Here is a 23,145-nt window from a genome sequence, read left to right on the forward strand (position 1 = left end):
GTGGACGGGATATCGCAGCATGCAACAGGAGTCTGCGTTCTGGCCATGCAACAACTTTGGGGAGCGCGGGGGGCTACCCCGGACTGAAGGAGAACTCAGATTTTCTAACCGGTTAGGGGGCATCAATCCCCGTGGCTGCCCGACCATCCGCTCACCAGGAGATCGGAATCCTCTGCTCGAATCCGCCGATGTCCGAGGCCGGGCTGAGCGGCTGGCGGCTGAGCGGCCGGTTGTTGTTCTGGCTGGCGAACGAGCTGCCCGGCGGGAAGGCGTAATCGCTGAACTTGCGGTCGCCGGGCAGTACCTCGGTCCCACCATCCAGCCACGAGCGCTTGCTGACATAGATGCGCGTGCGGGAATCCGACCGATAGGTCCGGTTGGGGCCGTGCGGACCGTACACGTAGACGCTCTGTTTTGACGGCTGCGTCCGGTCGCGCTTGCCTGATGTGTCGGCATTGCAGATCGTGGTGGAGGTGAGAATGGCGACCAGCGCAACGCTGGTGGTGACGGGCAGTTTCATGTGCGGGCATCCCATGCGGATCGGCTGATGTCTGCGGCTCTCGCATCGCCCCTGGAAAGTGTAAACAAGGCTTCTTTTGCCTGATGTTACTGGCTCCTCCCCCAAACGTCGCGCGCACGGCGCTCTATGCGCTGGCGGCTCAATCAAACTCAATCCGTAGAAACAGTACAGCAACCTGAAAGCCACACCGTGGCCACAGCTTTCCCGTTTCAGAGCAGATCAGGTGCTCTTGAGGTGTGGAATGTCGTTTTTGCGGGCCTGGCTTGTCGCGGCGGTCGTGGGTGGTGTGTCGATTGCAACTTCACTGACCGCGGTGCTGCTGCCGCAGCCGGCAGCGGCGGCGCAAGCCACTGACGCGATCGTGGTCGAGGGCAATCGCCGCGTCGAGGCCGAGACAGTTCGCTCCTACTTCAGGGCCGACGCCAACGGCCGGTTCGACCAGGTCGCCCTCGACGACGGCCTCAAGGCCCTCGTCGAAACCGGCCTGTTCCAGGACGTGAAGGTCAACAGGGTAGGCGGCCATGTCGTCGTGTCCGTGGTGGAAAACGCCGTGATCGGCCGTGTTGCGTTCGAGGGCAACAAGAAGATCAAGGACGAGCAACTCACCGCCGAAGTCCAGTCCAAGCCGCGCGGCACCTTCTCGCGGGCGATGGTGCAGTCCGACACGCTGCGGATCGCCGAGATCTACCGCCGTTCGGGCCGCTACGACGTGCGCGTCACCCCAGAAATCATCGAGCAGCCGAGCAACCGCGTCGATCTCGTCTTCACGATCAACGAAGGCGCCAAGACCGGCGTGAAGTCGATCGAGTTCATCGGCAACAGCGCCTTCTCCGCGGCGCGCCTTCGCGACGTGATCAAGACCCATGAGAGCAATCTGCTGAGCTTCCTCAGCAGCGGCGATGTCTACGACCCCGACCGCGTCGAGGCCGACCGCGACCTGATCCGCCGGTTCTACCTGAAGAACGGATTCGCCGACGCGCAGGTGGTGGCGGCGTTGACCGAATACGATCCCGACAAGAAGGGATTTCTCGTCAGCTTCAAGATCGAGGAGGGCCAGAAATACCGCGTCGGCACGGTCGAGTTCCGTTCCAGCATCGCCAATTTCGATGCGAACGTGCTGCGCAGCTTCTCGCGCGTCAATGTCGGCTCGCTCTACAATGTCGAGATGGTCGAGAAATCGACCGAGGAAATGCAGATCGAGGCCTCGCGCCGCGGCTATGCCTTCGCCGTGGTGCGGCCGAGCGGTGACCGCAATTTCGAGGCGCACACCGTCTCGGTCGTGTTCAACGTCGACGAGGGGCCGCGCACCTATATCGAGCGCATCAATCTGCGCGGCAACACCCGCACGCGCGACTACGTGATCCGCCGCGAATTCGACCTCTCCGAGGGCGATGCCTACAACCGTGCGCTGGTCGACCGTGCCGAGCGGCGGCTGAAGAACCTCGATTATTTCAAGAGCGTCAAGATTACCACGGAGCCGGGCTCCTCCAGCGACCGTGTGATCCTGATCGTCGACATGGAGGAGAAATCGACCGGTGATTTCTCGATATCGGGCGGCTACTCCACCACCGACGGCGCACTCGCCGAAGTCTCGGTCTCCGAGCGCAACCTGTTCGGCAAGGGGCTCTATGCCAAGGCGTCGGTGACCTACGGCCAGTACGCCCGCGGTGTGTCGCTGTCTTTCGTCGAGCCATATTTGCTCGACCAACGGATCGCGCTCGGATTGGACACCTACTATCGCCAGCAATTGGCGAACAGCTATACGAGTTATGGCGTGACGACGTTAGGCTTCTCGCCGCGCCTGGGCTTCGCGCTACGCGAGGATTTGTCGCTTCAGCTCCGCTACTCGCTTTATCAGCAGAGCATCACGCTCGCCAGCGCTTACAACAATTGCAACAACAACGCAGCCAATACGTCGCTGGCGTTCAACCCGACGCCGGCCTATATCCAGAGCGTGCTCGGCGGGGTTGATCCCACCAATTCAACGAGTTCGGGTTACTACGGCTATGGTTGTTATGCTGACGGCGAATCCAGCCTGCCGGTCCGAAAGGAATTGGCGAATGGTCCGACCTTGACGTCGGCGCTGGGCTACACGCTCACCTACAACACGCTCGACAACACCAAGAACCCGACCGATGGGCTGCTCGTCGACTTCAAGCAGGATTTTGCCGGGGTGGGCGGCGACGTCACCTATCTGAAGACCGCACTCGACACCAAATACTACACGCCGCTGGTGTCCGAGATCGTCAGCGTGATCCATCTGCAGGGCGGCGTTCTCAACAAGATCGGCAACAACGATCTGCGCATGCTGGATCACTTCCAGATGGGCCCGAACCTCGTGCGCGGCTTCGCCTCCAACGGCATCGGTCCGCGGGACATCACCTATCTGAGCTACGGCGCCACCGGCGATGCGCTCGGCGGCACGAAATACTGGGGGGCGTCGATGGAATTGCAGATGCCGTTCTGGTTCCTGCCCAAGGAAGTCGGTCTGAAGGGCGCGGTCTACGCCGATGCCGGCTCGCTCTGGGGCTATCAGGGGCCAACCTCGTGGGCGGCGACAGGCGAGGTCAGCACCAAGGCTTGTCCGACCTGCGGGCTGCAATATGACGACAGCAGCGTGGTGAGATCGTCGGTCGGCGTCGGACTGATCTGGGCCTCGCCGTTCGGCCCGCTGCGCTTCGACTACGCCGTGCCGCTGACGAAGGGCAAGTATGACGTCGTGCAGGAGTTCAGGTTCGGCGGCGGGACGTCGTTCTAGCCGGCAAGTATCCGCCGGCAGGCGTCGACGAAGACCTGCGCGCCGGTGACGATGTCGGCATCGGCAGTGTTCTCGGTCCAGTGATGGCTGATGCCGCCGATCGAGGGCACGAACAGCATGCCCGCGGGCATGATGGTCGCGAGCATTTGCGCGTCGTGGCCGGCGCCGCTCGGCATGCGCAGCGATCGTCCACCGGCAAGCGTCTTGCTCGCGGCCTCGATCGCGTCCTGAAAGCCGGCGTTCATCATGGCGGGGGCGCCGGTACGGATTTTTTCCACGGTGACGGAGCAGGGGCCCCTTGCGGCGGCATCTGCCGCCATCGTTCGCAGCAGTTCCTCCAGCCGCGCGATCACGGCGGGGTTGTCGTCACGAATCTGGAACAGCATCTCGGCACCGCCGGGAATGATGCTCGGCGCGCCCGGATCGAGCGTGATGCGGCCCGTGGTCCATACCGTGCGCGATCCACATGCGGCCGGAAAGCGCTCGTCGATCGCCACGCAGAACTTCGCCAGCGCAAGGCCCGCATCCTTGCGCACGGCCATGCGCGTGGTGCCGGCGTGATTCTGCTCGCCCGTGAAGGTGATGCGGTACTGCCAGATGCCGACGATGGAGGTCACGACGCCGATCGCGAGCTGGCCGCTCTCGAGCGTGTCGCCCTGCTCGATATGTGCCTCGAGATAGCCGACGTGTCGTCCCGGCTCGGCGGTGACGCGCGGGCGTCCGGCGAGCCCCATCTCAAGAAGCGCGTCGCGCATGGTGCGGCCGCTGGTGCGGTCACGCGCGGTGTCGATCTCGGCCTCGCTCACCTGCCCGACAAAAGAGCGCGAGCCGAGGAAGCTGCCGAAATGACCTTCCTCGTCACACCATGCGGCGACTTCGACCGCGCCCTTCACGGTCGGATCAGTATTGAGCACGCGCGCCGCCTCGAGCGCATAGACGACGCCGAGCGGGCCATCGAGCCAGCCGGCGTAGTTCTGGCTTTCGAGGTGTGATCCGGCCAGCAGCTTCGGCCCAGGCTTGGCGCTGGTGCCGACGATGTTGCCGATGCCGTCGATGGCGCCGGTGAGGCCGGCCTCGGGCAGCTTTCGCACCAGCCAGTCCAGCGACTGCTTGTGTGGCTCGGAAAAGGTCGGCTTGTGCACCCCTGTCTTGTACGCACCCAGCGCACGGAGCGCATTGAGATCGGCGAGGACGCGTTCGCCATTGGCGTGCGGTTTGGTGTCAGGCATGTTCGGCAACCTTCAGCGCCTCGGTGCGGATTTCCTCGACCAGCCGTTCCTTGAGCTGGACGAATTCGGGCGTGGTCTTGATCTTGTAGGAGCGCGGATGCGGCAGGTCCACCGCGATCTCGGCCTTGATGCGGCCGGGGCGTGCGCTCATGACGATGACGCGGCTACCGAGGAAGATCGCTTCCTCGATATCGTGGGTGACGAACAGCACGGTCTTCTGGTCGCGCTCCCAGATTCCCAACAGCATTTCCTGCATCAGGGCGCGGGTCTGGTTGTCGAGCGCGCCGAATGGTTCGTCGAGCAGCAGGATTTTGGGGTCATTGGCAAGCGCACGCGCAATCGCGGTGCGTTGCTGCATGCCGCCCGAGAGTTGCTTCGGCCAGTGGTTCTCGAAGCCTGCAAGCCCGACCTTGCGGATGAAGGCGTCGGCGAGCTTGTTGCGCTCGCCTTCCGGCACACCGCGTTCGCGGAGCCCGAAGGCGATGTTCTCGCGCACCGTGAGCCAGGGAAACAGCGTGTAGGATTGGAACACCATGCCGCGATCGGCGCCCGGGCCGGTGACCTCGCGTCCGTCGAGGGTGACGCGCCCGCTAGTCGGACGGTCGAGGCCGGCGACGATGCGCAGCAGGGTGGATTTGCCGCAGCCGGACGGGCCGAGGATGGTGACGAAGTCGTTGTTGCCAATGCTGAGGTCGGTCGGCTCCAGCGCCCTGGTCGGCGCGTTGCCATGGCGCGCGGGAAAGGTTCGCGAGACCTGTTCGATCCTGAGGGCGGTCATGCGAGCCTCCACGGAAACAGCCAGGCGTTGAACGCCTTGAACATGAAGTCCGAGAGCAGGCCGATCAGTCCGATCACGATGATGCCGAAGATGATCTGGCCGGTGTTCAGCAATGCCTGGCTGTCGGTGATCATGTGGCCGATGCCCGAGGACGAGCCGATCAGTTCGGCGACGATGACGTAGGTCCAGGCCCAGCCCAGCACCAGCCGCAGGATCTCGGCAATCTCGGGCGCGGAGGAAGGCAGCAGCACGCGGCGGATGATGCCGCGATCGCTGGCCCCGAGCGTATAGGCGGCTTCCACCAGATCGCGCCGCGTCGCCCCGACGGTGACGGCGACCATCAGGATGACCTGGAATACCGAGCCGATGAAGATGACGAGCAGCTTCTGCAATTCACCGATGCCGGCCCACAGGATCAGCAGTGGGATGAACGCGGAGGCGGGCAAATAGCGCGCAAAGGAGACGAACGGTTCGAGGAACGCTTCGATCGGCTTGTAGGCGCCCATCAGCACGCCGAGTGGCACCGCGATGATCGCTGCCAGCGCAAAGCCGCCGACGACGCGCCAGATCGTCATGCCGATGTCGAACACAAAACCTTGCTTGGCCAGGAGGTCGTAGCCTTCCTGGACCATGGTCAGCGGGTTGGCGAGGAAGGTCTTTGACACATGGCCGCCGAAGGTCGCCCAGGACCAGAGAGCGACGAACAGCACGAAGAACGCAAGGCCATAGGCCACGCGCTGCTTCGATGTCACGGAATCCAGGGGACGCATCGAGTGTTGATCCGAATGGTCGATCATGCTCCGGTCCCACCCTGTGGCGGGACCGGAGCATGTCAGGGCTTACTTGATGAAGCTGGCGTCGTAGAGGTCCTCGACCTTCGGCGCTGATTTGATGATGCCGATCTCGAGCAGAAGCTCGGCGGCATCCTTGTTGAAGGCGAGGAAGTCGCCTGCAAAGAACTTCTGGTTCGCGGCCTTGTCCTGCCAGCGCAGATACTTTGCCGAGTTGCCGAACTGCGCGCCGGTCTGCTTCACGTCGGCGCCCATGATCTCGTAGGATTTGGCCTGGTCCTTGGCGATCATGTCGAGCGATTCGAAGTAGCTGTTGGCCAGCGCCTGCGCCGCCTTCGGATTCTCGCTCAGGAACTTCGGCGTGCAGCCGAACGTGTCCATCACGATCGGATAGTCCAGCGTGGTCGCGATGATCTTGCCCTTGTCCGGTGCGGCCCGCACGGTCGACAGGTATGGCTCGTAGGTCATCGCGGCATCGTTCTGGCCGGAGACGAAGGCCTGCGCGGCGGCGGCCGGCTCGAGGTTGACGACGGTGACGTCCTTCACGGTGAGGCCGTTCTTCTTCAGCATCCAGGCCAGCGCAAAATAGGGCGAGGTGCCGGGCGCAGAGGCGGCGACGGTCTTGCCCTTCAGCTCCTTGATCGAGGTGACGTCATTGCGCACGGCCATGCCATCGGCGCCATAGCTCTTGTCGAGCTGGAAGATCTGCTTGGTGGCGACGCCGTTGGCGTTCCAGGAGATCCAGGTTTCGACCGTGGTTGCCGCACACTGTACGTCGCCGGAGGCGATGGCGAGATGGCGGTCTTTCTGCGGGATCTTCTTGATGGTGACGTCGAGGCCGTTCTTCTTGAAGATGCCGGCTTCCTTCGCCAGCGTCAGCGGTGCGAAGCCGGTCCATCCGGAGATGCCGATGCCGACCTTGACGTCGTCCGCGAGCGCGGGAGTGGCGGCCGTAAGAGCAATGATTGTCGCAAAAATTGTCGAACTACGCATGATTGTCGTCCTCTTGCCCGGATGGATTGACGTCTTGTTGATCTCTGCCGGTCCATAGGGGACCGTTTGTGGAAACGTTGCACGATTTGTGCCGACGTTGCTCTCTCAACCTCCCTTGAATCGCGCGACGAGGCGGTGAGAGTCGCCGGGATAGAGCAGGCGCACCGCGGTGATCGTGCGCGCGCTGCGCCAGGTATAGCGGTCGATCACGAGGCAGGGCGCGCCGACGGCGATGTCGAGCGCTTCCGCCGTGCGATCATCCGCAACAATGGCGCTGATCGTATGCTCGGCTTCTGTCCATGGGACATGGTGAAGCAGCCATGAGCCGGGCGGCTCGCGGGAGAAATCCGCGGTCGCAGCAGATGGCACCGACGACAGATCGATCAGCCGGTCTTCAACTGCAAATGGAACCTTGTCGGCGCTATGACGGCAGGAGATCGCGACCACCTTGCTGGCCTTCTTGACGCCGAGACGTTCGCGGTCGGCCGTGGTCGCGGCGCGCAGCTTGCGGCTGATCAACTCGTAGCCATAGCTGCGCCCTAGCGCAGTGATCTCGGCTCGGATGTCCGCAATCTTGAGCACGGCCGATTGATGCTGCGGCCGGCGCACGAAGGAGCCGGCGCGTCGTCGTCGTTCGATCAGATCGGCCTGCGCGAGTTCCGACAGTGCCTTGTTCACCGTCATGCGCGAGCAGCCATAGCGCGCGACCAGCTCGTGCTCGAAGGGAATGCGATGGCCCGGCGGCCATTCGCCGGTCAGGATGCGCTTTTCGATATCGGCGCGGATGCGCTTGTAGAGCGTCGGCTTGTCGGCTGCATCGGTGGCAAGGCTCATGCGACGAGCCTCCGGATCGCCGTGCCGAAGCGCTCGCGCGCAGCCTGGCGCAGTTTGTGCTGACCGTTCTCGACGACCTTGTTGCCGCCGGCCCAGACGCAATCGATCGCGCCGATGCCGGCCGCAAAGATCCAGCCATCGATGACCGCGTCGCCCGCGCGTCCGGCCAGCGAGGGATGCGCGGCGTCGAGCGTGACGATATCGGCGCGCGCGCCCGGAGCAAGGCCGATTGTCGGCTGAGCCAGCGCCCGCGCGCCGCCCGCATGGGCATCGTCGAACAGTGTGCGGCCGGTCGAACGGCCGGCTCCGCTCGAGAGCACGTTGCGTGCGCGGTGCTTCAGCCGCTGGCCGTATTCGAGCTGGCGCAACTCGTCAGCGACGCCGACCAGCACGTTGGAATCGGTGCCGACACCGTACGAACCGCCCGCGTCGAGAAATTCCCGCGCCGGAAAGATGCCGTCGCCGAGGCTCGCTTCGGTGACCGGACACAGGCCTGCGATCGCGCCGGTCTTGGCGAATGCGCCGACTTCCTGGTCCGTCATATGCGTCGCGTGGATGAGGCACCAGCGTTGATCGACGGGCGCATGTTCCAGCAGCCATTGCACCGGCCGTCGTCCGGACCAGGCGAGGCAATCCTCGACTTCCTTCACCTGCTCGGCAGCATGAATATGCACCGGACCGACCTCGGCAAGCGGGAGGATCGCCGCGAGTTCGTCCGGCGCCACCGCGCGCAGGCTGTGCGGCGCGATGCCGATATTGGCGTGCGGCAAGTTTGCGATCGCCTTGCGCGAGGCGGCCATCAGCTTGGCGAACTGATCGACCGAGTTGATGAAGCGGCGTTGGCCGTCATGCAGCGCCGCGCCGCCAAAGGACCCGTGCGCATAAAAGCTCGGCAGCAGCGTCAGGCCGATACAGGAAGCTTCGGCAGCCTGGGCGATGCGCGCGGCCATCTCGGCGGGATCGGCGTAAGGCGAGCCGTCGCGATCGTGGTGCAGATAGTGGAATTCGCCGACGCGGGTAAAACCCCGCTCCAGCATTTCGACATACAGCAGCGTTGCAACGGCAGCGATATCGTCTGGCGTCATCGCCAGCGCGAAGCGGTACATGGTCTCGCGCCAGGTCCAAAAAGTATCGGTGGAATCGCCGCGCATCTCGGCAAGCCCCGCCAGGCCGCGCTGGAAGGCGTGACTATGCAGGCTCGCAAGTCCCGGAAGTGCGATGGCGTGGCGCTCATCGCCGGCGATGGGCGCTGCACCCGGCGTCACCTCGGCGATCGCGCCGGCGGTGATCACCACTTGCACGTCATTGGCCCAGCCCGAGGGCAGGAGCGCGGAAGCGAAATGCAGTCGGGACATGGTGACACGCCGGCTGGACAGAACGGTCTTACGATTATATGTCTAGACATATAAGTCAAGCATCCCGGCTGAAGGGACCAGCGCATGGCAGAACGTTTCGACCGGATCTGGCACAACGCCCGGCTCGCCACGATGCGGGCCGACCATCCCGATCTGGGCGAGATCGAGCATGGCGTCATCGCCATCCGTGGCGGCCACATCGTCTATGCCGGCGCGGCGGCAGACTTTCCTATCGATGCGGACGCGATTCAGCGGATCGATTGCGAGGGGCGCTGGATCACGCCAGGCCTCGTCGATTGCCACACTCATCTCGTCTACGGCGGCAATCGCGCCCATGAATTCGAGCTGCGCCTGAAGGGCGCGAGCTACGAGGAGATCGCGCGCGCCGGCGGCGGCATCGTCTCGACCGTGGCTGCGACCCGCAAGGCGAGTGAGGCCGAGCTGGTCGCGAGCGCGCTGCAGCGGCTGGATGCGTTGATCGGAGAGGGCGCAACGACAGTCGAGATCAAGTCCGGCTATGGTCTCGATACCGCGACCGAGATGCGCCAGCTTTCCGCTGCGCGCAGCCTTGGCCGTCAGCGGAAAGTTGCAATCCGCAGCTCCTTTCTCGGCGCGCACGCGCTGCCGGTCGAGGCCGATGGCGACAAGGATCGGTACATCGACCTCGTCTGCAAGGAGATGCTGCCTCACGTCGCGAAATCGGGTCTTGCGGACGCTGTCGATGCCTTCATGGAAGGCATTGCATTTTCGGCTGAACAGACCGTCCGGGTGTTCGAGACGGCGAAGGGGCTTGGTCTGCCCGTGAAGTTGCATGCCGACCAGCTCTCGAATCTCGGTGGTGCTGCGCTGGCTGCGAAATATTCCGCGCTCTCGGCCGACCATCTCGAACATACCGATGAGGCCGGTGCGGCCGCGATGGCCAGGGCCGGCACCGTCGCCGTGCTGCTGCCCGGCGCCTTCTACTTCATCCGCGAGACACAGAAGCCGCCCGTCGAGGTGTTTCGCAAGCTCGGCGTTCACATGGCGCTTGCGACCGACTGTAATCCCGGCAGCTCGCCGCTGACCTCGCTGCTGCTCGCCGTGAACATGGGCGCGACGCTGTTCCGGATGACAGTCGCCGAATGTCTCACCGGCATCACCCGCGAAGGCGCGCGGGCGCTCGGCGTGCTCGATGAGACGGGTACGCTGGAAGCCGGCAAATGGTGCGACCTCGCGATATGGGACATCGAGCGTCCCGCCGAGCTCGTCTATCGCATCGGCTTCAATCCGCTGCATCGTCGTGTCTGGAGGGGCCAGTGACGGAGTCGGGCGCCGCGGTCGTCGTCAAGGGCATGGTGAGCCTCGATGATCTCGCACGCGTGCTCGGCGGCGCTCGCGTCGAGCTCGATCCCTCCTTCTGGCCGCGCGTCGAGGCGGCGGCGGCAATCGTCGCGAACGCCGCGCTTGCCGCAGCTCCGGTCTATGGCATCAACACCGGTTTTGGAAAGCTGGCGTCGAAGCGCATTCCGCCCGATCAGACCGCGCTGCTCCAGCGCAATCTCATCGTCTCGCATTGCTGCGGCGTCGGCCAGGTCACGCCGGAGCCGATCGTGCGGCTGATGATGGCGCTGAAGATCGTTTCGCTCGGGCGAGGCGCCTCCGGCGTTCGCCGCGAAGTGATCGAGCAGTTGCAGGCCATGCTGGCGCATCGCGTGTATCCGCTGGTGCCGCAGCAAGGCTCGGTCGGTGCCTCCGGCGATCTCGCGCCGCTCGCGCACATGACCGCAGTGATGATCGGCGAGGGGCAGGCCATCGTCGATGGCAAGACCGTGTCGGGCCAAGAGGCGCTCGTCGCCGCCGGCCTTGCGCCGCTGACGCTGGGCCCCAAGGAGGGCCTGGCGCTGATCAACGGCACCCAGTTCTCTACGGCTTACGCCATCTCTGGCGTCCTGCGCGCATTTCGTCTCGCCCGCGCCGCGCTGGTTACCGGCGCCTTGTCGGTCGATGCGGCGATGGCTTCGACTGCTCCATTCCGTTCCGAAATCCAGGCGCTGCGCGGTCATCCCGGCCAGATCGCCGCGGCTGCAACGCTGATGGCGCTGCTCGATGGCAGCGACATTCGCCTGTCGCATCTCGAAGGCGACGAGCGTGTGCAGGATCCCTATTGCCTGCGCTGTCAGCCGCAGGTCGCAGGCGCCGCGCTCGACCTGATCACGCAGGCCGCGCGCACCTTGATCATCGAGGCCAATGCCGTCACCGACAATCCTCTCGTGCTGGTCGAGACCGGCGAGATCGTCTCCGGCGGAAATTTTCACGCCGAGCCGGTGGCCTTTGCCGCCGATACGATCGCGCTTGCGCTGTCGGAGATCGGCGCGATCAGCGAGCGGCGCATCGCGACGCTGGTCGACCCCGCGCTCAATTTCGGCCTGCCGCCGTTCCTGACGCCGGATCCAGGCATCAATTCCGGCTTCATGATCGCCGAAGTGACGGCGGCTGCGCTCTATGCCGAGAATAAGCAGCGCGCGGCAGCCTGCTCGATCGATTCGACGCCGACCAGCGCCAACCAGGAAGACCACGTCTCGATGGCCGCGCATGCCGCGCGTCGGCTGTCCGACATGGCCGACAATCTGGCTTCCATCCTCGGCATCGAGTTTCTGGTCGCCGCGCAAGGCATCACGCTGCGCGCGCCGCATGCGACCAGCGCGCCGCTCGCCGCCGTCATCGCGGCATTGCGCGAGCAGGTTCCTGCGCTGGGCGCCGACCGCTACATGGCCGGCGATCTTGCCAAGGCCGCCGCGCTGATCGAAGCCGATGCGCTGCCGGCCGCGGCGCTCGCCACGCTTTCATCCGATCCGTTTCCGAGGCTGAGCTGAAGAGGTCCGCATGAACCGCCGACTGGACAATGACCGCACCATCCGCGCCCCCCGCGGCAGCGACATCAGCGCCAAGAGCTGGCTGACGGAGGCGCCGCTGCGCATGCTCATGAACAACCTCGACCCAGATGTCGCCGAGCGCCCGAGCGAGCTCGTCGTCTATGGCGGCATCGGCCGCGCCGCGCGCGACTGGGAGAGCTTTGACCGGATTACCAACGCGTTGCGCAAGCTCGAGAACGACCAGACCCTGCTGGTGCAGTCCGGCAAGCCGGTCGGCATCTTCCGTACCCACGCGGATGCGCCGCGCGTGTTGATCGCAAATTCCAACATCGTGCCGCACTGGGCGACGCTCGATCATTTCAACGAGCTCGATCGCCAGGGCCTGATGATGTACGGCCAGATGACGGCGGGCTCGTGGATCTACATCGGCAGCCAGGGCATCGTGCAGGGCACCTATGAGACCTTCGTGGAGGTCGGCCGCCGCCATTATCGCGGCAGCCTTGCCGGCAAATGGATCCTCACCGCCGGCCTTGGCGGCATGGGCGGCGCGCAGCCGCTGGCGGCGACCATGGCGGGCGCGTCGATGCTCGCGGTCGAATGCCAGCCGAGCCGCATCGAGATGCGCCTGCGCACCGGCTATCTCGATCGCCAGGCTGCGACGCTCGACGAAGCGCTCGCGATCATGGCCGAGTCGACGAAGACGAAGAAAGCAGTTTCCGTCGGCCTGCTCGGCAACGCCGCGGAGATTTTCCCGGAGCTCGTGCGCCGCGGCGTCAAGCCCGATATCGTCACCGACCAGACCAGCGCGCACGATCCCATCAACGGCTATTTGCCGAAGGGCTGGACGCTCGCCGATTGGGAATCAAAGCGCGCCTCCGATCCGAAGGCGGTCGAGCGCGCCGCGAAGACCTCGATGGTCGAGCACGTCCAGGCCATGCTGGATTTCCATGCGCAGGGCATCCCGACGCTCGACTATGGCAACAACATCCGCCAGATGGCGCAGGACATGGGCCTGAAGAATGCCTTCGGTTTCCCGGGCTTCGTGCCCGCCTATATCCGCCCGCTGTTCTGCCGCGGCGTCGGACCGTTCCGCTGGGCGGCGCTGTCGGGAGAACCCGAGGACATCTTCAAGACCGACGCCAAGGTCAAGGAGCTGATGCCTGACGACAAGCACCTGCATAACTGGCTCGACATGGCCAGGGAGCGCATCAAGTTCCAGGGGCTGCCGGCGCGGATCTGCTGGGTCGGCCTCGGCGATCGCCATCGCCTCGGCCTTGCCTTCAACGAAATGGTCGCGCGCGGCGAGTTGAAGGCGCCTGTCGTGATCGGCCGCGATCATCTCGACAGCGGCTCGGTGGCGAGCCCCAACCGGGAGACCGAGGCGATGAAGGACGGCTCGGATGCCGTGTCCGACTGGCCCTTGCTCAACGCACTGCTCAACTGCGCCAGCGGTGCGACCTGGGTGTCGCTGCATCATGGCGGCGGCGTCGGCATCGGCTATTCCCAGCACGCCGGCATGGTGATCGTCGCCGACGGCACGCCGGAAGCCGCCAGGCGCATCGAGCGCGTGCTCTGGAACGACCCGGCCTCCGGCGTCATGCGCCATGCCGACGCCGGCTATGAGATCGCGATCGACTGCGCCCGCGAGAAGGGGCTCGATCTGCCGAGCCTTGCGAAGTAGCGCTGCCTCAGGCCACGTCCTTGGCGCCCTGGGCGGCGTCGAGCCGCGCGCGGTCCCTGGCGAGATGGTCCGCGATCGCCGCGCCAGGCATCGGCTTTGCGAAGTAGTAGCCCTGCAGGAAGTCGCAGCCGAGACGGCGCAGGGTATCGAGCTGGGCGCGGGTCTCGACGCCCTCGACGACGCAGGAGATCTCCATGTCGTCGCAGAGGCCCGTGAGCGACTTGATGATCTTGTGGCTCACGGGGTTCTCGTTGATGTCGGCGACGAAGCTGCGGTCGATCTTTAGCTTGTCCAGCGGCAGACGGTGCACATGGCTCAGCGACGAATAGCCGGTGCCGAAATCGTCCAGCGAAATGCCGCAGCCCATGGCCTTCAGCGCGGCGATCGATTGCTGCGCGCGCGCGAAGTCGAAGGTGACGGCAGTCTCGGTGATCTCGAAGTCGAGCCGGCGCGGTGTCACGCCGCTCTTCTCGATGATGGTGATCAGCGGCAGGATGCCGTCGGGCGAGCAGATGTCGTGGGCCGAGAGATTGAACGACAGGCGGGTGTGGTCCGGCCAGGTCTTTGCCGCGGCAAGCGCGCGCACCAGCAGCGCCTGCGTCAGCGGACGGATCAGACCGATGCGCTCGGCGGCCGGGATGAAATCGGCCGGAGAGACCCAGCCGAGGCGAGGGCTTTGCCAGCGTGCCAGCGCCTCGAAGCCGACGGTGTGCTCGTTCATGGAATCGATGATCGGCTGGAACACCAGCTCCAACTCGGTGTCGAAATCGGCGGTGCGCAGCAAGGTCTCGATCACGCCGCGGCTGCGGATCTCCGCTTCCAGCTCACTCGAGAAGATCACGGTGCGGCCGCGCAGATGGCGCTTGGCGTGGTAGAGCGAATAGTCGGCGCATTCATAGAGCGCTTCCGCCGTCGTCGCCGAGCGCGGATAGAGCGCAAAGCCGATCGAGCATGACAGGCCCGTGTGGGCGGTGTCGAGCTGGTAGGGCAGCTTGACTTGCTCGCCGATGCGCTCGCCGAGACGCGCCAGGTCGGCGTCCTCGGGGTCGCCGCACACGACGAGGCCGAATTCGTCACCACCGAGGCGCGCGAACTCCACCCGCTGCGGCCAAAAGCCCTCGCAGACCTCGCGGATGCGTCGGCCGGCTTCGATCAATACGCGGTCGCCGACCGAGTGTCCGTAATTGTCGTTGATCGGCTTGAAGCCGTCGAGATCGATGATGCCGACGGCGACGCGAGCGCGCCTGATCTCGGCATTGTTGAAGGCGCTCGACAGCTCGGCGAAGAAGCGGCGGCGGTTCGGCAGCTCGGTCAGGGAATCCAGATTGGCGAGGCGGAAGTTTTCGTCCGAGAGCGCCTGCGTCGCCGCCTGCTGCGCCAACAGCGATTTGCGGCTGGCGACGAGATCGGCGAAGTCGCGATAATAGATGAACAGCACCGTCACCATCGCGCCGGAGACCAGCAGATTGTTGACCGCGATCGCCTTCAGCGTCGGCTCGCCGGTGGCCCAGAAGAACAGCACGTAGGGCACGTCGACGACCAGGGTCACGATCAGCGCCGCCGAACGCAGATGCATCAGCGAGAAGATGCAGCCGATCACGGTCACGGCCATGTAGAACGCGACCTGGCTCTTGGCGAAGGGATCGCCGTAGGGATAGAGCGCGAACGACCAGGCGGTGAAGCCGGCGCCGATCGGCAGCGTCATCCAGTTGGTGGCGCGCAGATTGCGCAGGATGTCGGCATCGCTGCGGACGAGACCGCGTTGGCGCAGCCACCAGAACGTGCGAAGCGCCGCGAGCAACGTCAGCACGCTCGGGACGATCATCGTCAGCCAGTCCGGCGCGACGTTCACATAGGTGTAGGCGACCGCGAGCGTGTTGCTGATCAGGATGAAGTAGAGCAGCGGGATCTGCTTGGAGAAGGCGTCGAATTGCGCGCGCAACAGATCCGGATCCCGGGGCACGCGGAACAACCGCATCAAGGCGGCGCAGGAATCTTTCAAATCAACCGCAGGCATTGCGATACGGGCCCCAAATCCCTTCAAACGAAGGCGATCTTGCATGGCGGGAGTAAAGAGCGCGTTAGATGGTTCCCGCCTGGGAACACATGTCATGATTGTAAGCGACCGCTGGGTTTGCCGGCCGCGTGCATTGGTGAGGGGCTGTTAAGGACGTTGGGCGGTAGCGAGCCGTTTTCTCGCATGACGTATCGTTCAGAACCGATCGCGGCTACGTTCTGCTAACCATAGCGATCTCGATCGCGTGGTGCTGCCTGACGTCGCGGCGGTCATCGCTGACGACCGCCGCGCGTGTCGCTCTTTACTTCGCGCCCTGCAGCGCGGCCGTCTGCTTCGCGAGCGCCTTGTCGAAATCCTCCGACAAGCCGGTGGCGTAAGCCACAAGCTCGCCCGGCTTGACGAACGGATTGGGCGTCTCGCTCTTGATCTGCTGCGCGCGCTTGGCCTGCATGCCATAGACCTCGGGATGCGGCCCGAGCAGCACGTCGATCTTCATCGCCTTGGCCTTGGCGAAGGTCGCGCGGTAGTCGTCGACGATGCCGGGATAGGTCGGCTGTCCGACCAGCCGGTTCAGCGCCACGGTGCCGCTGCAGAAGAACAGCACTTCGCGGTCCTGGCCGCCGTCCTTCACCGTCATCTCCCAACTGGTGCAGCCCGGCGAATGGCCTGGCGTAGCGTGCGCCGTCAGCGTGGTGTCGCCGAGCGTGACCTTGTCGCCTTCCTTGACCGTGCGATCGACCTTGACCGGAGGAAAGCCGAGATCGGCGTTCTTCTCGTCGCCCGGATAATAGCCGCCTTCGAGCAGCGGCTTGTCGCGCTCGCCGGCTATGAGTTGCGCGCCGCTGTCCTGCTTGATCTCGGCGAAGCCGCCGGTGTGGTCGAGATGGGCGTGGGTGTTGAGGATGTACTTGATGTCGGCGACCTTGAAGCCGAGCTTGGCGATGTTGTCCTTGATCATGCCGGTCGACTGCGGCATCGCCGTGTCCATCAGGATCAGGCCCTGCGATGTCTTGATGACGTAGACGGCGATGCCGTCGGTGCCGACATAATAGATGTTGTCGATGAGGCGGAACGGGTCGAACGGCGCGGTCCATTTCTTCATGACCACTGCCAGGAAGTCCTTGATGGTCTGCGCCTGCGCCGCGGGTGCGAATAGCGCCAGCGCACACAGCGCGGCCGTGAGCCTTCTCATGGATTGTGCTCCCTGATGTTGTTGTCGTTGCGACCGCGGCTCCGCGCGGATCGACCGGGAGGCTAGATGTTGCGCGAGGCGGCAGCAACCGCCACGTGTTGGAAAAATTCCGCGTCATGCGCGGAATAACGGTCGCTGTCCGGTTTGAGCATGGCGGTGAGGCGGCGCGCGATGTTCAGCGCCCGCCGATGGTCGCCCCGGCGGTGGCGCACATGGCGTCGCGTCATCGCAGCGAGAAAAGGATCAGGCGAGGGCGGCCCGGCGTTCCCGCACCGGCTCGCGCGTGCGATCGGCGCCGCGCGGTTCGGCCAGGCGGGTAAAGCTGCGCTGGCCCGCATGCGCCGGTGCCTCGACGATCACGCCTTCGCAGACGATCTGGCCGCCGAGCAGCTTGAATTCGAGCTTGTCGTAGCGCGGCATGGTCTCGCCGGGCTCGGGCGGCAGCAGCCCGATGCGGCCCTGGATGTTCAGCGTGGCTTCACCCGTGCCGTGCAGCCGCGGATTCCACATCCTGACGCCGGTCTCCGCCCAGCGTTGCCGGATCAGCGCGACGCGATCGGCGGGCTCGACGATTTTTGCGCGAGCCTTTGGTGCACTCGGGCTCCTCGGAGCGGAAGACGGCTCCGTCTCGACATGCGCGGCCACGACCGGCGCGTGGATCGTCGTCTCCTCGGCGACGACGGCCGCGACGGGCGGAAGATCGTTGACGACGTCGGGCTCGATCTCCGCGGCGACGCTCGGGGCGGGCTCGCTCTTGACGCTGGCCTCGATGACGACAGATGCAGTGATCTCAGCGTTGATTTCGACGACGGGCATCTCGTCGATTACGACTGGTTCGGCTTCCACGAAAATCGCGGAGACGGGTTCGTCGTCGACGACGGCCCCGGAGGTCTCGTCCGGTGTTGCCTGCGTCTCGGCAGCCGCGGCGAAGATTTGCTCCGCGATCGCAGGCTTGACCTCTTCAACAGAACAGACCGGAGCCTCCTCCATGGCCTCGGCCTCGACAAACGACGCCGGTGCCTCGTTGACGACCTCGGGTTCAGCATCTGCCGAAAGTTTCGCAGTCGGGTCGACTTCAGGCGGATCAACCAGGTCGCTCGCGACCTCGACCGAGGGGACTGATATTTCGTCGACAACGACGGGTTCGACCTCTGCCGGCGTATCCAGGGAGGACTCGTCGCGGACGCTGATATCGCTCGTGGCCGTGGCCTGCTGATCCGCAGCGATCTGCGCCACCTCGATGCTGCCGCTGTGCGGCAGGGGCCGAAGCCGGTTGAATGCCCATTTCACCGCGGGAATGCGGCTCAGCAACGATATCAGTCTCGAAAGCACTGGGAATTGTCCAAGAGGTACTCGGGGCCGCGGGCAATCGCTGATTCGCCAGCAATGTGAAAAACTGCCCCGGCCCTCACACTCCTGTCAATTGAGGCGGGACCAATTGCAGAACATCTGCACAGCCCGGCGCGCCGCGGCGTTCATTCGAAAGGCATCGGTATGGGCGGATCCTCGTCGTGGTCGGGTTGATGCGTCGGAACAAGCGGCATCACGATGCGCTGCTGCGGGGGCGCTGCTCGAGGAGATCTCGGTCATCGTCGAGAAGCTGCGATCGTCGTGACGCCGCCGCCAACGCGACTGCGCCCCGTAAACTGCTGCACCAAACGTCGGGCTTTCCAGCGTCATGTTCGCCGCCTATTTTGAAGCCCCCGGGGAATGAGGACGACGCAATGAAGAAGCTTGCCGCCATCACAGCGATTCTGATCTGGTCGGCATATGCTCATGCGCAGGACCGCAGCATCACGGTGGCCTCGACGACGTCGACCGAGCAGTCCGGCCTGTTCGGCTATCTGCTGCCGCTGTTCTCGAAGGCCGAGGGCATCGAGGTGAAGGTCGTCGCCGTCGGCACCGGCCAGGCGCTCGACATCGGACGGCGCGGCGATGCCGACGTGGTGTTCGTCCATGACAGGCCGGCCGAGGACAAGTTCATGTCCGAAGGGCAGGGCGTGAAGCGCTTCGACGTCATGTACAACGATTTCATCATCGTCGGGCCGAAGAGCGACCCCGCGAAAATCGCCGGCGACAAGGACGTCGCTGATGCCTTGCGCAAGATCTCGGCGGCGAAGGCGCCATTCATCTCGCGCGGCGACAAGTCCGGCACGCATTCTGCCGAGCTGAGATTGTGGAAGGAGGCTGGTATCGATCCCGCCGCTGGCAAGGCCAGCTGGTATCGCGAGATCGGCCAGGGCATGGGCCCGGCGCTGAACATGGCGTCGTCGTCATCAGCGTATTTGTTGTCCGACCGCGGCACCTGGCTGTCGTTCAAGAACCGGGGCGAGCTTGTGATCCTGACAGAGGGCGACAAGCGGCTGTTCAACCAATACGGCGTCATGCTGGTCAATCCGGACAAGCATCCCAATGTGAAGGCGAAGGACGGGCAGGCTTTCATCGATTGGCTGATCTCGCCAAAGGGGCAGGATGCGATCGCCGGCTACAAGGTCGGCGGCGACCAGCTATTTTTCCCCAACGCGTCCCACTAGCAGGAAGGCGACGGTCGAGACGGCGACGCTGAGCGCGAGCAGGATCAGCCCGAGTCCGAGCGCCAGCGGCAGGTCTCCCTTGCTGGTCTCCAGCGCGATGGCGGTCGTCATCGTGCGGGTAAAGCCGCGGATGTTGCCGCCGACGATGATGATGGCGCCGACCTCGGCGATGGCGCGCCCGAACGCGGCAAGGAAGGCCGTCAGCAGCGAGGTGCGGCCGAGCGCGAACAACAGGCCGATGCTCCGCAATGTCGACAGTCCGTCGATCCGGGCGAGGTCGCCATATTCGGCCCACAACAGGCTCGCCGGCCTGTGTACCAGCGCGACCACGATCGGCGTCGCCAGCAGCGTCTGCGCGATCACCATCGCCGCCGGCGTGAACAGCAACCCGGCCGCGCCGAGCGGGCCCGAGCGCGACAGCTGGAGATAAAGCGCAAGCCCGACCACGACCGGCGGCAGCCCGAGCAGCGCGTTGGTCAGCACGATGATGACCTGCCGCCCGCGAAAGCGGGTGATGGCGAGCAGGGCGCCGAACGGGGCGCCGATCAGCAGCGCGACGATGCCGGCCGTCAGGCTGACGCGCACCGACAGCGCGACGATGCCGAGCAGTTCGGGATCGGCCTCGCCGATCAGCGTGAACGCGGCAGCGATGGAGCGTGCGAAGTCGTTCATCCGGCCTGATGCAAATGTTCAACCGCCTGCGGCTCGATACCGGCATTCCGGGTCGTGGCCAGCGCGGTGTGCAGCGTGCCGCATCCGTGACTGTGGGTGATGATCGCGTCCATCGACAGCACCTTCGGTTTTCGGGGATCATCGATCGCCTCTCGGGCCCGATGCGTCAACCCGAATCTTGGCCGACTTGACGGGCAAAACACCTGGCGATCCGCGCCGCCACGAAAGTCGAGGCTCGTACGCGAAAGCATTCTTCTTTACCGAATTCGGAAATGTTGCAAGTGTCGTTCACCTCACCCGGCACGAGGGCCGACCCCCGTAAGGCCTTCCTGAGCCCTCGGCAATCCCGGAGGGCGGAACGAGCCGCAAAACTCGGGCCGGTCAGGCCGCGAGACCCGGAAAATCGTGCCTTTTGCGGGCGCAAAGGCGACTTTATTCTCGCCACGGATGCGCTAAGGAAGAGCCTGGATGCGGTGCAGCACTCATGGCGGCCGCGGCTTGAAATTCAGGTCAAACCGGGCACGCCGCTCAAGGCCGGACCCGCTCAACGAGAAGGACGTCATTCCATGATCAATACCGTTGGCATCATCGGAGCAGGGACCATGGGCAACGGCATCGCCCAAATCTGCGCCGCGGCAGGGCTGTCGGTCGTGATGGTCGACATCTCCGACGCGGCAGTGAACCGCGGCATCTCGACCGTCGGAGGCAGCCTCGAGCGCCTGGTCAAGAAAGAGAAGATGTCGGCGGCCGATCGCGACGCGACGCTCAAGCGCATCACCGGCACGACCGACCGCGCCAAGCTTGCCGACTGCGACCTCGTGATCGAGGCTGCGACGGAGAACGAGGAGCTCAAGGTCAAGATACTGAAGGATCTCTGCGCCACGCTGTCGCCGCGCACGCTGCTTGCGACCAATACCTCGTCGATCTCGATCACCAAGCTTGCCGCGGCGACCGATCGTCCCGATCGCTTCATCGGCATGCACTTCTTCAACCCGGTTCCGGTGATGCAACTGCTGGAGCTGATCCGCGGCCTGCAGACCTCGGACGACACTCACGCCAAGGCGCTCGATTTCGCCCAGCGCGTCGGCAAGGTGGCGATCACGGCCAAGAACAGCCCGGGCTTCGCGGTCAACCGCATCCTGTGCCCGATGATCAACGAGGCAATCTTCGCGCTCCAGGAGGGCATTGCGACCGCCGAGGAAATCGACGCCGGCATGAAGCTCGGCTGCAACCATCCGATCGGGCCGCTGGCGCTCGCCGACCTCGTCGGCCTCGACACCATGCTGTCGGTGATGGAGGTCTTTTACAAGGGCTTCAACGACCCCAAATACCGTCCGGCCCCCTTGCTCAAGGAAATGGTCGACGCCGGCCATCTCGGCCGCAAGACCGGGCAGGGGTTTTACAGCTACGGCGCCTGATCTTGGCGCGGGCGGCGGGCTCGCCCGCCGCTCGATCCCGCAAATTGCGCTACGACAAAGACGGCTTGCGCAAGTGGCCTGATAATGTCGAATGGGCGGCTCGCGGGACCAACGAAACGGAAAACAAAGGACATGTCGGATCGACTGAAGGCCGAACGCGAGGCGGCGGCCGCGCGGCGGAACCTGCTGAGCCAGGACGCGATCGAGCGCACCGGGATCACCGAGGAGATGATCGGGGAACTCGTGACCCGCTTCTATGGCCGGGTCCGCGAGGACGCGCTGCTCGGACCCATCTTTGCGATCGTGCAGAATTGGGACGAGCATCTCGCCAAGCTCAAGGGCTTCTGGTCGTCGGTGGTGCTGATGAGCGGCCGCTACCATGGCTCGCCGATGCGGGCGCACATGCCGCTCAGCCTGGTTGGCGACCATTTTGATCGCTGGCTCGACCTGTTCGAGCAGACCGCGCGCGAGGTCTGTCCGCCGCCGGCGGCAGCGCTCTTCATCGACAAGGCGCGTCGCATCGCCGACAGCTTCGAGATGGCCTCGGCCACCATCGCTGGTCGCATCGCGTCGCCGCGCCATGTGCTCAGGTCCTAAAATACAAAATGCCTGCTCGATAAACGTGCAGTTGAATCGCGTTTCGGTTGCATCGCGCTAACGACAACCCGCTGCACCAATTCCCGTAGCATCGACCTGATCTGCAAAATCATCATGCCGATCGCGCGGCATGACGTTGAAATGGCAAAAACGCCTTTGAACACGTGCAGTCGTGTTCAATCAAAGCGAGCAAAGCCATATTGATGCACTGCGGCGCCAATTCTTCGCCTTCATTTCGGCAGAGTTCCAGCGCCTGCTGCTGTGCATGTCGCGCACATCATTCAGCAGCTCCTCATCATCCGATGGCAATGCGGATCCCGAAGCCGATGTCAGCGCGGAGCAAACGCGGCGCGAGCTGTTGCTCGGTGCGCTCGCCGCCACCGCGTGTCTCGGCTGTTCCGCACCAGTGCGCGCGGGCGAAGATCCGCCCGGCTCCGACGAGCGGCCGCAGAAGGGCGACCTTCTCGTTTTCTCGGAGGGCGACAGCGAAGGAAAGCTCATCAAGGCCGCTGATCTGAAGCTCGGTGGCCCGCCGGTGCATGCCTGGCCGCAGGATCCCAAGACATCGGTGGTGCGCAGTGGCTCGCGCCTCAACGAGATCCTGATGATCCGGCTCGATCCCGCCTCGCTCGACGAACAGACCAGAGCGCGCGCCGTCGACGGCATCCTCGCTTATTCGGCGATCTGCGCTCATGCCGGCTGTCCCGTCACCGCCTGGGTGAAGAGCGATGTCGGCGACACCGAGGTGTTCAAGTGCATGTGCCACAACTCCGAATACGATCCCCGCGCGGGCGCGCAGGTGGTGTTCGGGCCGGCGCCGCGGCGGCTCGCCGCGCTGCCGCTGGCGCTCGCTGACGGCTCGCTCAGCGTCGCGGGTGGATTCATCGGAAAGGTAGGTGGCGCGCAGCCGGGATGATGGACGGT

Annotated in this window: 20 protein-coding genes; 8 read left to right on the top strand and 12 right to left on the bottom strand. The window is 64.7% G+C overall.

What is annotated here, in order from left to right; translation table 11 throughout:
• Positions 1-151: 151 nt before the first annotated feature.
• Positions 152-520, bottom strand: coding sequence for a hypothetical protein (locus tag XH90_RS10590; RefSeq protein ID WP_246755766.1), 369 nt, complete (start codon positions 518-520; stop codon positions 152-154).
• Positions 521-761: 241 nt separating this feature from the next.
• Here XH90_RS10590 and bamA point away from each other — a divergent pair, with 241 nt between their 5' ends.
• The gene (gene bamA / locus XH90_RS10595; protein ID WP_194481105.1) at positions 762-3,278 is read left to right on the top strand and encodes an outer membrane protein assembly factor BamA; all 2,517 of its coding nucleotides are present in this window, start codon (positions 762-764) and stop codon (positions 3,276-3,278) included.
• Here the strand turns inward: bamA and XH90_RS10600 are convergent.
• The 6 genes from XH90_RS10600 to XH90_RS10625 form a co-directional block, all read right to left on the bottom strand.
• Complete coding sequence (locus XH90_RS10600) at positions 3,275-4,507, bottom strand: Zn-dependent hydrolase (RefSeq protein WP_194481107.1); 1,233 nt, start codon at positions 4,505-4,507, stop codon at positions 3,275-3,277. The genes bamA and XH90_RS10600 overlap by 4 nt on opposite strands.
• Positions 4,500-5,285: an ABC transporter ATP-binding protein gene (locus XH90_RS10605; protein ID WP_194481109.1), complete on the bottom strand. Its 786-nt coding sequence runs from the start codon at positions 5,283-5,285 to the stop codon at positions 4,500-4,502. The genes XH90_RS10600 and XH90_RS10605 overlap by 8 nt, the downstream gene beginning before the upstream one ends.
• Positions 5,282-6,055, bottom strand: a complete 774-nt coding sequence (locus tag XH90_RS10610) for an ABC transporter permease (protein WP_194482655.1) — start codon at positions 6,053-6,055, stop codon at positions 5,282-5,284. The genes XH90_RS10605 and XH90_RS10610 overlap by 4 nt, the downstream gene beginning before the upstream one ends.
• Positions 6,056-6,124: 69 nt before the next feature.
• On the bottom strand, positions 6,125-7,069 hold the full coding sequence (locus XH90_RS10615; RefSeq protein WP_194481111.1) for an ABC transporter substrate-binding protein: 945 nt from the start codon (positions 7,067-7,069) through the stop codon (positions 6,125-6,127).
• A gap of 105 nt (positions 7,070-7,174) precedes the next feature.
• Complete coding sequence (gene hutC, locus XH90_RS10620; RefSeq protein ID WP_194481113.1) at positions 7,175-7,903, bottom strand: histidine utilization repressor; 729 nt, start codon at positions 7,901-7,903, stop codon at positions 7,175-7,177.
• A complete protein-coding gene (locus XH90_RS10625; protein ID WP_194481114.1) occupies positions 7,900-9,258 on the bottom strand; it encodes a formimidoylglutamate deiminase in 1,359 nt (452 codons plus the stop codon). The genes hutC and XH90_RS10625 overlap by 4 nt, the downstream gene beginning before the upstream one ends.
• Before the next feature lie 84 nt (positions 9,259-9,342).
• Between XH90_RS10625 and hutI the strand changes: the two genes are divergently transcribed.
• From hutI to hutU, 3 genes are read left to right on the top strand one after another with little or no spacing between them, the layout of a single operon-like run.
• Positions 9,343-10,557, top strand: a complete 1,215-nt coding sequence (gene hutI / locus XH90_RS10630) for an imidazolonepropionase (RefSeq protein WP_194481116.1) — start codon at positions 9,343-9,345, stop codon at positions 10,555-10,557.
• Positions 10,554-12,110 (top strand): histidine ammonia-lyase, encoded by a 1,557-nt coding sequence (gene hutH, locus XH90_RS10635; protein ID WP_194481118.1) that lies wholly within the window; start codon positions 10,554-10,556, stop codon positions 12,108-12,110. The genes hutI and hutH overlap by 4 nt, the downstream gene beginning before the upstream one ends.
• Positions 12,111-12,120: 10 nt before the next feature.
• Positions 12,121-13,791: a urocanate hydratase gene (gene hutU / locus XH90_RS10640; RefSeq protein WP_194481120.1), complete on the top strand. Its 1,671-nt coding sequence runs from the start codon at positions 12,121-12,123 to the stop codon at positions 13,789-13,791.
• 7 nt (positions 13,792-13,798) lie between these two features.
• On the opposite strand, the gene XH90_RS10645 is transcribed toward hutU, so the two are convergent.
• The 4 genes from XH90_RS10645 to XH90_RS10660 all read right to left on the bottom strand — a co-directional run bounded on the left by XH90_RS10645 (position 13,799) and on the right by XH90_RS10660 (position 18,332).
• Positions 13,799-15,808 carry a bifunctional diguanylate cyclase/phosphodiesterase gene (locus tag XH90_RS10645; RefSeq protein ID WP_194481122.1) on the bottom strand — a complete coding sequence of 670 codons (2,010 nt, stop codon included), beginning with the start codon at positions 15,806-15,808 and terminating at the stop codon, positions 13,799-13,801.
• 301 nt (positions 15,809-16,109) lie between these two features.
• Complete coding sequence (blaBJP, locus tag XH90_RS10650; RefSeq protein WP_194481124.1) at positions 16,110-17,000, bottom strand: BJP family subclass B3 metallo-beta-lactamase; 891 nt, start codon at positions 16,998-17,000, stop codon at positions 16,110-16,112.
• A 62-nt stretch (positions 17,001-17,062) separates the two neighbouring features.
• Positions 17,063-17,227: a hypothetical protein gene (locus tag XH90_RS10655; RefSeq protein WP_194481126.1), complete on the bottom strand. Its 165-nt coding sequence runs from the start codon at positions 17,225-17,227 to the stop codon at positions 17,063-17,065.
• A 16-nt stretch (positions 17,228-17,243) separates the two neighbouring features.
• Complete coding sequence (locus tag XH90_RS10660; protein WP_246755768.1) at positions 17,244-18,332, bottom strand: hypothetical protein; 1,089 nt, start codon at positions 18,330-18,332, stop codon at positions 17,244-17,246.
• A 392-nt stretch (positions 18,333-18,724) separates the two neighbouring features.
• On the opposite strand from XH90_RS10660, the gene XH90_RS10665 reads away from it, so the two are divergent.
• Entirely contained in the window at positions 18,725-19,534 is an 810-nt protein-coding gene (locus XH90_RS10665) for an extracellular solute-binding protein (protein ID WP_194481135.1), read from the top strand.
• On the opposite strand, the gene XH90_RS10670 is transcribed toward XH90_RS10665, so the two are convergent.
• Positions 19,508-20,206, bottom strand: coding sequence for an ABC transporter permease (locus XH90_RS10670; RefSeq protein ID WP_194481137.1), 699 nt, complete (start codon positions 20,204-20,206; stop codon positions 19,508-19,510). The genes XH90_RS10665 and XH90_RS10670 overlap by 27 nt on opposite strands.
• A gap of 566 nt (positions 20,207-20,772) precedes the next feature.
• Between XH90_RS10670 and XH90_RS10675 the strand changes: the two genes are divergently transcribed.
• The 3 genes from XH90_RS10675 to XH90_RS10685 all read left to right on the top strand — a co-directional run bounded on the left by XH90_RS10675 (position 20,773) and on the right by XH90_RS10685 (position 23,137).
• Positions 20,773-21,624: a 3-hydroxybutyryl-CoA dehydrogenase gene (locus XH90_RS10675; protein WP_194481139.1), complete on the top strand. Its 852-nt coding sequence runs from the start codon at positions 20,773-20,775 to the stop codon at positions 21,622-21,624.
• 132 nt (positions 21,625-21,756) lie between these two features.
• Entirely contained in the window at positions 21,757-22,221 is a 465-nt protein-coding gene (locus XH90_RS10680; protein ID WP_194481141.1) for a group III truncated hemoglobin, read from the top strand.
• Positions 22,222-22,486: 265 nt separating this feature from the next.
• Positions 22,487-23,137, top strand: a complete 651-nt coding sequence (locus XH90_RS10685; protein ID WP_194481151.1) for a ubiquinol-cytochrome c reductase iron-sulfur subunit — start codon at positions 22,487-22,489, stop codon at positions 23,135-23,137.
• Positions 23,138-23,145: the final 8 nt, after the last annotated feature.

Origin of the sequence: Bradyrhizobium sp. CCBAU 53338 (assembly GCF_015291665.1) — a bacterium.
Classification (GTDB): domain Bacteria; phylum Pseudomonadota; class Alphaproteobacteria; order Rhizobiales; family Xanthobacteraceae; genus Bradyrhizobium.

Excerpts from the sequence above, each read along its gene's own strand:
- XH90_RS10590 (WP_246755766.1), bottom strand. The coding sequence starts at position 520 with ATGAAACTGCCCGTCACCACCAGCGTTGCGCTGGTCGCCATTCTCACC.
- bamA (WP_194481105.1), top strand. The coding sequence starts at position 762 with ATGTCGTTTTTGCGGGCCTGGCTTGTCGCGGCGGTCGTGGGTGGTGTG.
- XH90_RS10600 (WP_194481107.1), bottom strand. The coding sequence starts at position 4,507 with ATGCCTGACACCAAACCGCACGCCAATGGCGAACGCGTCCTCGCCGAT.
- XH90_RS10605 (WP_194481109.1), bottom strand. The coding sequence starts at position 5,285 with ATGACCGCCCTCAGGATCGAACAGGTCTCGCGAACCTTTCCCGCGCGC.
- XH90_RS10610 (WP_194482655.1), bottom strand. The coding sequence starts at position 6,055 with ATGCGTCCCCTGGATTCCGTGACATCGAAGCAGCGCGTGGCCTATGGC.
- XH90_RS10615 (WP_194481111.1), bottom strand. The coding sequence starts at position 7,069 with ATGCGTAGTTCGACAATTTTTGCGACAATCATTGCTCTTACGGCCGCC.
- hutC (WP_194481113.1), bottom strand. The coding sequence starts at position 7,903 with ATGAGCCTTGCCACCGATGCAGCCGACAAGCCGACGCTCTACAAGCGC.
- XH90_RS10625 (WP_194481114.1), bottom strand. The coding sequence starts at position 9,258 with ATGTCCCGACTGCATTTCGCTTCCGCGCTCCTGCCCTCGGGCTGGGCC.
- hutI (WP_194481116.1), top strand. The coding sequence starts at position 9,343 with ATGGCAGAACGTTTCGACCGGATCTGGCACAACGCCCGGCTCGCCACG.
- hutU (WP_194481120.1), top strand. The coding sequence starts at position 12,121 with ATGAACCGCCGACTGGACAATGACCGCACCATCCGCGCCCCCCGCGGC.
- XH90_RS10645 (WP_194481122.1), bottom strand. The coding sequence starts at position 15,808 with ATGCCTGCGGTTGATTTGAAAGATTCCTGCGCCGCCTTGATGCGGTTG.
- blaBJP (WP_194481124.1), bottom strand. The coding sequence starts at position 17,000 with ATGAGAAGGCTCACGGCCGCGCTGTGTGCGCTGGCGCTATTCGCACCC.
- XH90_RS10655 (WP_194481126.1), bottom strand. The coding sequence starts at position 17,227 with ATGACGCGACGCCATGTGCGCCACCGCCGGGGCGACCATCGGCGGGCG.
- XH90_RS10665 (WP_194481135.1), top strand. The coding sequence starts at position 18,725 with ATGAAGAAGCTTGCCGCCATCACAGCGATTCTGATCTGGTCGGCATAT.
- XH90_RS10670 (WP_194481137.1), bottom strand. The coding sequence starts at position 20,206 with ATGAACGACTTCGCACGCTCCATCGCTGCCGCGTTCACGCTGATCGGC.
- XH90_RS10675 (WP_194481139.1), top strand. The coding sequence starts at position 20,773 with ATGATCAATACCGTTGGCATCATCGGAGCAGGGACCATGGGCAACGGC.
- XH90_RS10680 (WP_194481141.1), top strand. The coding sequence starts at position 21,757 with ATGTCGGATCGACTGAAGGCCGAACGCGAGGCGGCGGCCGCGCGGCGG.
- XH90_RS10685 (WP_194481151.1), top strand. The coding sequence starts at position 22,487 with ATGTCGCGCACATCATTCAGCAGCTCCTCATCATCCGATGGCAATGCG.